Genomic DNA, 6284 nt, shown 5'->3' on the forward strand with positions numbered 1-6284 from the left:
ACACCTGGCTGATATACCGCTATCGCAGGCAAGCCAGCTCCCACATTTTGATCTGCGCTTGAGTTAGAACCCGCGGTGTTTCTTCAGGTGTTCGTTGATCTTCGCCGCCGGCACTTTTTGCAAGGTGCACAGCAGGTCGTGGGACAGTTCGCGCAAGCCGTGGGTGCCGCGCAGTTCCTGGGCCAGGTGCGCGGTGAGGTTAGCCGCCATTTCCGCATCCGCCATCGCCCGGTGAGCCTTGCCGGTGTGGGGCAGTTGGGCGAGCGCGTTCAGCGTGCCGAGCTTGTGGTTGGGCGCAGTCGGCATCAGGCGGCGGGCCAGCAGCAGCGAGCAGGCGAATTTTTGCAGGCGGGTGCGACGGATCAGGCTCAGCTCAAAGTCCCAGAACCTCTGGTCGAACGCGGCGTTGTGAGCCAGCAGTGGCGTGGTGCCGACAAACTCATTCACTTCATTCATCACCTGCTCAGCCGGTGGCGCGCTGCTCAGCATGGCGTTGCTGATGCCGGTGAGTCGCTCGATAAAGCCCGGCACGCGCACGCCTGCATTCATCAGGCTTTGGTAGCGGTCCACGATCTGGCCGCGCTCGAGGATAACCACCGCGATTTCCGTGGCCCGGCAGTGACTGCTCGGGGTGATGCCGGTGGTTTCAAAGTCGATGACCGCTATACGTTCCAAACCTGTTCCAACTCCGTCTAACTATTGATTGAGCCTGAGCGCTTATTTAAGCAGCAGCGCGCCTTCGATGGGCACATAACGGCTGGCGGCGCGTATCAGCGAGTTGGCCGTCAGCCCCGGCACGCCGTAAGCCACGGCTTCAACGCCGTGCTTTTGGATGATGCGTTCGAGCAGCATGTCGAAATCACCGTCGCCGGAAGCCAGTACCACTTCGTCAACGTGGTCGGCGGCGTCCATGATGTCCAGGGTGATGCCCACGTCCCAGTCGCCCTTGGCCGAGCCGTCGGCGCGCTGGATGTAGGGTTTGAGTTTTACCGTAAAGCCCAGGTTGCGCAGGATCTGCTGGAATTGCTGCTGCTTGCTGTCGCCACGGTCGATGGCGTAGGCGTAGGCCTCGACGATCTGCCCGCGTGAACTGATATCAGCCCACAGCGCCGCATAGTTGAAGTGGCAGCCATACGCCTGGCGCACGGTGTAGTAGAGGTTTTGTACATCGGCGAACACTGCAATTTTTTTCACCGCACTTCCTCATGACAGCCAGGCGCCAAGGCCCGGAAAGGCTGCCAGTATGCCAGCCATGGGAAAGTTTCAGCGAAAAATCAGCCCGGGGCGACGAAGCGCCCCGGTTGAAGGTGGGTCAGACGAAGGAGTCGTCGTCGCCGAAGGAGGAGGAATCGTCGGAGTAGTCGCTGTCTGCGAAGCTGTCAGATGAGTTGTCATTGCCCCAGCTGTCATTGCCGGCAAACTTCTGGTCGTCATTGCCCCAGTTGCCGTTGTCGCTGGCCGGTGCCGGTTCTTCGCGGATGATTTCTTCCACCACCTGCGGCTGCTGCGAGTTGTGGCTGAACAGGCTGCTGATGCCTTCGGCCAACATCACACCACCGGCCACACCGGCGGCGGTTTTCAACGCGCCACCGAGGAAACCACTGCCGATAGGCGCGGCCGGTGCTTGCTGTGGCTGTTGATAGTTTTGCTGCGGGGCACCGTAGTTCTGTTGCGGTGCAGGCTGGCCGAACGATGGCCGCGCCGGTTCACGCCAGCCGCCGCCGGAAGAAGGCGGTGCGCTCTGTGCAGGCTGCGTGTCACGGGAGGCGCCACCGCCGAAGATACTCGACAGGAAGCCACCACTGCTCGGTGCCGGTTGCGCCGACTGCGCGCGCGCCTGTTGCAGTTCATCCTGCAATTGCTGGATCTGCTGCGCCTGTTGCTTGTTCTGCGCGTCGAGGCTCTTGATCGCGTGTTCTTGCACCAGGATCGACTGGGTCATGTAGTACCCGGCGGCCGGTTGGCGAGTCATGTGCTCCTTGATCCGCGCTTCGGCCAGGGCGTCGCGGGGGGCTGAGTCCGTTTCGGCTTGCTGCAACCGTGAAAACAGTCCATCGATCAGGGTTTGCTCTTCGCTGTTCATGGCGACCTCGTTAGATTGCCGGTAGAAATCATGGGCTCGCCTGTGATCAGGCGAGCTACAGCCTAGTTATGGGGGTGTTACCAGACGTTTCAATGGTCTTTACGCAAGGTTTACGTTTGCTTACCTCTCGTCATGATCGGTTAAAGTGTTGGCCTTGCTTTTAGGCCTGTGACGAACCTGATGAATCCGTTAGACGTATTGCGCGACTCCCTCCGTTTCACCCAACGCAACCTGGGCGCCATCGTCCAGCTGTGCCTGCCGTTGGTGATCCTCGAAGCCCTGCTGCAACAGGTGCTCGACCACACACTTGGCCCGGATGCATTTCCCGGTTATAGCGTGGTCGTCGGGTTGTTGGTGTACCCGCTGTACACCGGCGCCTTGATCCTGTTTCTGGATGCGCGCACCCGTGGTGAGTCGCCCAGCACTAAAGACGTGTGGGCCATGGCCCTGGCCATGTGGCCGCGTTTCGCCCTGCTGACGGCGGTCAGCACCTTGTTGATTCTGCTCGGGCTGTCGCTGTACTTCCTGCCGGGCCTGTGGCTGATGGTGGTGCTGGCGTTTGCCGAATACCTGCTGGTGTTGCGTGGCATGTCGGCGTTGGAGGCGATGAAGGAAAGTTTCCGCCTGACCCGGGGGCATTTCTGGCGAATCCTGGTGTGCCTGCTGTGCGTAATGACGCCATTGTGGCTGCTCAAAGGCGCGAGCGTGGCGGCCTATCCGAACCCTGCGCCGCTGCTGGGTGTGCTGATCGACAGCGCCCACAGCTTCCTGCAACTGTTTACCAGCGTGGTACTTTTCCGTTTGTTTATGTTGGTCGGTGGCGATGCCGACGCGCGGTGATATGCTCCGTGCCACCTCTGATAACGCTATAAGCCGAGCCAATGACCCGTTTATTGCGCATCACCCTGTTGAGCCTGTTGATCATCGTGGGTCTGCTCACAGCCCTGATCTACAGCCTGACCTGGCGCCCTGTCGACAAGCAGACCCTGCCCGTCAGCTGCGTGGCGCCACGTGCGCCGACGTTGCTGCCGGGGCAGGCGCTCAAGGTCATGACCTGGAACGTGCAATACCTGGCCGGCAAAAACTACGTGTTCTGGTACGACAGCCCCGACGGCAAAGGCCCGGACGATCGCCCTACCGTGGAAGACATGGCCTTCAGCCTGGACGAAGTGGCTCGCGTGATTCGCGACGAACAGCCCGACATCCTGTTGCTGCAGGAACTCGATGAAGGCGCCAAGTCCTCTCACTATCAGGACCAGGTGGCGTTGCTCCAGGAGCGCCTGGTCGACCTTTACCCCTGCAGCGCACAGGCGTTCGACTGGAAAGCCGACTTTGTGCCCAACCTGCACATCTTCGGCAGCGTCGGCCGCAAGCTCGTCACGCTGAGCCGCTACCAGATCGAACACGCCGAACGCCTGCAATTGCCGGTGTCCCCGGCCAACTTCATCAGCCGCCAGTTCCAGCCGAAACCTGCGTTGTTGCTGACCTATCTGCCGTTGAGCGATGGCGGCCAACTGGCCGTGCTGAATACGCGCCTGGATGGCGATAAGCCTGGGCGTTCCGCCGTGCAGGAGCAGGTAAAAGCCACGGTAAAACTGCTGGACAAGTTCGAAGGCCGTGGCACGCCATGGTTGATTGGCGGGGATTTCAATTTGCTGCCGCTGGGGCAATTCCTGCGCCTGGATGCGGGCAAGCGCGGGCAGTATTCGCCGGACAGTGAGCTGCATTTGTTGTGGGATAAGTACCCGATGATCCCGAGTAACAGCGAATCCAGTGGGATTGACCGGGCGAAGTGGCTGACGCACTTCCCCAATGACCCGAGTGTGGATGGGCCGGATAGGACCTTGGATTATTTGTTCTACAGCCCAAGGATCAAGCGGGTGGAGGCCAAAGTGCGCCAAGACGACACACTGCGCATCTCCAACCACCTGCCAGTGATCGCCCGGTTCCTGCTGCCGGCCGCGCAATAACCCACAATTCCCCTGCGGGAGCTGGTTTTTGTGGGAGCTGGCTTGCCTGCGATAGCATCGCCTCGGTGAAAGGGACAGACCGAGTCGTCTGTACCGCAGGCAAGCCAGCTCCCACATTGGATCTTCACATCACCTACTTTCGGGGTTTGATCCGGGCAGTGGGTTCGGCCACCAAGGGGTCATCCGGCCAGTAATGCTTGGGGTATCTTCCTTTCAAATCCTTCTTCACTTCGGCATAGGTACTGCGCCAGAAGTTCGCCAGGTCCTGCGTCACCTGCACCGGCCGACGTGCCGGGGACAGCAGGTGCAGCTTGACCACTTGGCGCCCACCGGCAATGCGCGGCGTGTCCGCCAGCCCGAACAATTCCTGCAGGCGCACCGCCAGAATCGGCGGCTGTTCGCTGTAGTCCAAGCGCACCGACGAACCCGATGGCACTTTCACATGCTGTGGCGCCAGCTCGTCCAGGCGTTGGGGCAGCGGCCAGGGCAGCAGGTTGTGCAGGAAGCTGGAAATATCCAAATTAGAAAAATGGCTCAGGCGCGAGACTTTGCCCAGGTAAGGCATCAGCCAATGTTCCAAATCGGCCAGCAAGGCTTTGTCGCTGATATCCGGCCATTCGCTGGTTTTACCCGCATCCAGCTGGCGCAGCAGCATGACGCGCGCCTGCCACTGGCGCAGTTCGGGCGTCCACGGCAGCAGCTCCAGGCCTTTGCGGCGCACCAGGTTGACCAGTGCCTGGCTGCGCGCGGACTCATCCAGGCCGGTCAGCGGTTCACGGCTTAGTACCAGCTCACCGACTTTGCGCTGGCGTTCGGCCCGCAATACGCCTTCGCGTTCATCCCAGTCCAGTTGGTCGACGTTGCGCACTTGCTCGGCCAGCACGCTGTCGAACAGCGCCGGGTCAAAATCCGCCGCGAGGTAGATGCGCTCTTCGCGCTGGCCTTGGCGGCTGCCAAGGTCGGCGATCACCAGCCAAGGTTGTTTCATCAGGCTGTCGGCCTCGGCGAACAGCGCGGCGCGGCCATTGGCCAGGCGATATTCGGCGCCACCGGGGCGGCGTTGCTGAGCGACGCGGTCCGGATAAGCCAACGCCAACAAGGCGCCGAGCCAACGCGGGTGGTCAGGGTCGGCCACAGCTTGAGTCGGCTGGCCGCGCAAATAGCCCCGGTACTGACGGGCCAGTTGCTTGGCCCGCTGCACGCCGCCCTGGGTGCCACGCGCGCGTTCTTGGCCCGACATCAATGCCAGGCGACTGTGCAAATCCGCGCCGCCGCCGCGCAAGATATCGCGCTCACCCAATAAGGCCGCCACCTCACAGGCGGTCGCGGCCAGCCCCAAGTCCTGGCCGCGCAGCAACAAGTGGGCGATGCGCGGGTGCGCGGGCAACTCCGCCATTTTCTGGCCATGGGCAGTGAGTGTGTCGTCGTTTAACGCGCCGAGGCGCACCAGCAAATCCTGGGCCTGAGCATATGCGGCGGTCGGCGGCACATCCAGCCACACCAGTTGCGTGGGCGTCACGCCCCAGCGCGACAGTTGCAAGGCGAGGCCCGCCAGGTCGGCGGCGAGAATTTCCGCGCTGCCATAGGCGGCCAAACCTTCGTGCTGGTCTTCGGACCACAGGCGATAACACACGCCCGGCTCCAGGCGCCCTGCCCGGCCGGCACGCTGGGTGGCACTGGCGCGGGAGATGCGTTGGGTGTCGAGGCGGGTCATGCCGCTGCCGGGGTCGAAACGCGGCACCCGCGCCAGCCCGGCGTCGATCACCACGCGCACGCCATTGATGGTCAGGCTGGTCTCGGCAATGTTGGTGGCCAGCACCACTTTGCGCTTGCCGACCGGCGCCGGGTCGATGGCGGCGCGCTGGGCGTTGAGGTCGAGTTCGCCATGCAGCGGGCACAGCAGCACATCAGGGCGATCACCCAAGGCGTCGGCCAGCTGTTGATTGACCCGGCGAATCTCGGCCTGCCCCGGCAGAAACACCAGAATACTGCCCGTTTGGTCCTGCACCGCGTCGAGGACGGTCTGCACCACGCGCGGCTCGATAAATTCACCAGCCTGGTACGGCCGCCCCCAGCGCATCTGCACCGGGAACATGCGCCCTTCGCTGCGCAGGATCGGCGCATCGTTCAGCAAGCCGGCCAGGCGCTCGCCTTCGAGGGTGGCGGACATCAGCAGGATTTTCAGCGGTTGCTCGTCGCGAAACAGCTCGCGGCCGTTGAGGCTCAGGGCC

6 protein-coding genes are annotated in these 6284 nt (G+C 62.4%); 2 read left to right on the forward strand and 4 right to left on the reverse strand.

What is annotated here, in order from left to right; genetic code table 11:
• Positions 1-63: 63 nt before the first annotated feature.
• The 3 genes from FEM54_RS21730 to FEM54_RS21740 form a co-directional block, all read right to left on the reverse strand.
• Positions 64-675 (reverse strand): 3'-5' exonuclease, encoded by a 612-nt coding sequence (locus tag FEM54_RS21730; protein ID WP_138452942.1) that lies wholly within the window; start codon positions 673-675, stop codon positions 64-66.
• A 42-nt stretch (positions 676-717) separates the two neighbouring features.
• Positions 718-1194, reverse strand: coding sequence for a LabA-like NYN domain-containing protein (locus tag FEM54_RS21735; RefSeq protein ID WP_017139349.1), 477 nt, complete (start codon positions 1192-1194; stop codon positions 718-720).
• Between the two features lie 118 nt (positions 1195-1312).
• Positions 1313-2083 carry a DUF2076 domain-containing protein gene (locus FEM54_RS21740; RefSeq protein WP_099547599.1) on the reverse strand — a complete coding sequence of 257 codons (771 nt, stop codon included), beginning with the start codon at positions 2081-2083 and terminating at the stop codon, positions 1313-1315.
• Between the two features lie 180 nt (positions 2084-2263).
• On the opposite strand from FEM54_RS21740, the gene FEM54_RS21745 reads away from it, so the two are divergent.
• Together FEM54_RS21745 and FEM54_RS21750 are read left to right on the forward strand one after the other, a co-directional pair.
• The gene (locus FEM54_RS21745) at positions 2264-2923 is read left to right on the forward strand and encodes a YciC family protein (protein WP_138452944.1); all 660 of its coding nucleotides are present in this window, start codon (positions 2264-2266) and stop codon (positions 2921-2923) included.
• Positions 2924-2964: 41 nt separating this feature from the next.
• On the forward strand, positions 2965-4053 hold the full coding sequence (locus FEM54_RS21750; protein WP_138452946.1) for an endonuclease/exonuclease/phosphatase family protein: 1089 nt from the start codon (positions 2965-2967) through the stop codon (positions 4051-4053).
• Between the two features lie 133 nt (positions 4054-4186).
• Here the strand turns inward: FEM54_RS21750 and hrpB are convergent.
• Positions 4187-6284, reverse strand: a 2098-nt coding sequence (gene hrpB, locus FEM54_RS21760; RefSeq protein ID WP_138452950.1) for an ATP-dependent helicase HrpB, incomplete at its 5' end; no start/stop codon positions are given.

Source organism: Pseudomonas edaphica (assembly GCF_005863185.1).
GTDB classification, from domain to species: Bacteria; Pseudomonadota; Gammaproteobacteria; order Pseudomonadales; family Pseudomonadaceae; genus Aquipseudomonas; species Aquipseudomonas edaphica.

Excerpts from the sequence above, each read along its gene's own strand:
- FEM54_RS21740 (WP_099547599.1), bottom strand. The coding sequence starts at position 2,083 with ATGAACAGCGAAGAGCAAACCCTGATCGATGGACTGTTTTCACGGTTG.
- FEM54_RS21745 (WP_138452944.1), top strand. The coding sequence starts at position 2,264 with ATGAATCCGTTAGACGTATTGCGCGACTCCCTCCGTTTCACCCAACGC.
- FEM54_RS21750 (WP_138452946.1), top strand. The coding sequence starts at position 2,965 with ATGACCCGTTTATTGCGCATCACCCTGTTGAGCCTGTTGATCATCGTG.